The organism is Endozoicomonas sp. SESOKO2 (assembly GCF_024606245.1).
Lineage (GTDB): Bacteria > Pseudomonadota > Gammaproteobacteria > Pseudomonadales > Endozoicomonadaceae > Endozoicomonas_A.
Genome location: NZ_JAHHPQ010000193.1, coordinates 1 through 1,740 on the forward strand (window position 1 = coordinate 1; position 1,740 = coordinate 1,740).

Genomic DNA, 1,740 nt, shown 5'->3' on the forward strand with positions numbered 1-1,740 from the left:
TTGCCCGGCAGAACGGCTCCCACTGTTGCAAAAGGTACACGAATGCCAACACGGGCATTAGGGGCGCCACAAACCACCTGCAATGTTTCTGATCCGGTGCTGACAGAAGTGACACGCAACTTGTCCGCATCCGGGTGTTGTTCACAGGCGATAATTTCACCCACAACCACACCGGAAAACTCTCCCGCTACCGGTTCAACGTCGTCTACTTCCAGACCGGCCATGGTGATTTTGTCCACCAGCTCCTGGGTGCCGGCTTCCAGGGCAACCCACTGACGTAACCATTGTTCACTGAATTTCATAGGTTTTTCTCAACTCCGTTATTCGATCTAGTTCCAATAAAACCGTTAGTTGAACTGGCTCAGGAAGCGCAGGTCGTTATCGAAGAACTGACGCAGGTCGTTTACGCCGTAACGGAGCATGGCAAAACGCTCAACCCCCAGACCGAAGGCAAAGCCTGTGTACTTGCTGGCATCAATACCGGAATATGCAAAGACTCTCGGGTGAACCATACCGCAGCCCAGCACCTCCAACCACTTGATGGAACCGTCTTGGTTGCGTCCCCACTCAATATCGACTTCTGCCGAAGGCTCAGTAAACGGGAAGTAGGAAGGACGGAAGCGGACTTTCAGATCGTCACGCTCAAAGAAAACCCTCAGGAAGTCACTGAGAACGCTCTTCAGGTCAGCAAAACTCACTTTCTCTGCCACGTACAAGCCCTCTACCTGATGAAACATCGGGCTGTGAGTCTGGTCGGAATCGCAACGGTAAACCTTACCGGGACAGACAATGGCAATAGGGGGCTTTTCGTTCGCCTTGCCCAGGGCTTCCATGACACGCACCTGAACCGGAGAGGTGTGGGTTCTCAGAACGGTATTGTCATTGAAGTAAAAAGTATCATGCATGGCACGGGCCGGGTGATGGCCCGGAATATTCAGCGCTTCAAAGTTGTGGTAATCATCTTCGATTTCCGGCCCCTGGGCCACCTCAAAGCCGATGTTGCCAAAGTAATCGGTGATGCGCTCCATGGTGCGTGTTATAGGGTGCACCGTCCCCAGGTTCTGGCTACGGCCGGACAGGGTAACATCAATGGTTTCGCTGGTCAGACGGGCTTCCAGGGCCGCTTTATCCAGACCGTCACGTTTCACGTCCAGGGCCGCCTGAACCTGCTGCTTGGCTTCGTTAATAAAACCACCGGCCTTCGGGCGTTCTTCCGGGGACAGTTTACCCAGACCTTTCAACAGCTGGGTCAGCTCGCCTTTTTTGCCAAGAAACCGTACCCGAACCTGATCCAGATCAGCGGCATTGGCGGCTGACTCAACTTCAGCCAGAGCAGAGACGACTATGGGTGAAACAAGTGCTTCCAGATTCTCCATGGGATTCCTGATAACCGATGCGTAGAGAAAATAAACCGCCAATTCTAGCGGTTGGGGAGGGGTTTGGATAGATGTACTTTTGAGCGGATTTCACCGATGTCGGAAAGCCCTGATATTCATACCGACCTTACCGAATGTAATAACCTATCGGACAAGAAAACTGAACAATGATCTGAAGTACGGTTTACCAAACGAAGAACCCTCGCTCAGAGCGAAGCGAGGGCGGGGAGTGTCAGAGTGATTTTGCATTAAGGGTTGTACAATGAAATATATTCTTTTTTCCCGGGTACTCCAGGCTTGGCTGAACCACTAATAAAAACAAGCCACTTCCTTGTTCTTGCTCATTCAACACTCTATTGGATGC

1 protein-coding gene and 1 pseudogene are annotated in these 1,740 nt (G+C 51.8%); both read right to left on the reverse strand.

The features are described from left to right. Positions 1–302, reverse strand: a pseudogene (locus KDK17_RS04650) (phenylalanine--tRNA ligase subunit beta); the annotation flags it as partial. Positions 303–347: 45 nt separating this feature from the next. After that, a complete protein-coding gene (locus tag KDK17_RS04655; protein ID WP_257254365.1) occupies positions 348–1,376 on the reverse strand; it encodes a phenylalanine--tRNA ligase subunit alpha in 1,029 nt (342 codons plus the stop codon). Positions 1,377–1,740 lie beyond the last annotated feature (364 nt).

Bases quoted from the DNA above. Each gene is read 5' to 3' on its own strand.
- KDK17_RS04655 (WP_257254365.1), bottom strand. From the start codon at position 1,376: ATGGAGAATCTGGAAGCACTTGTTTCACCCATAGTCGTCTCTGCTCTG.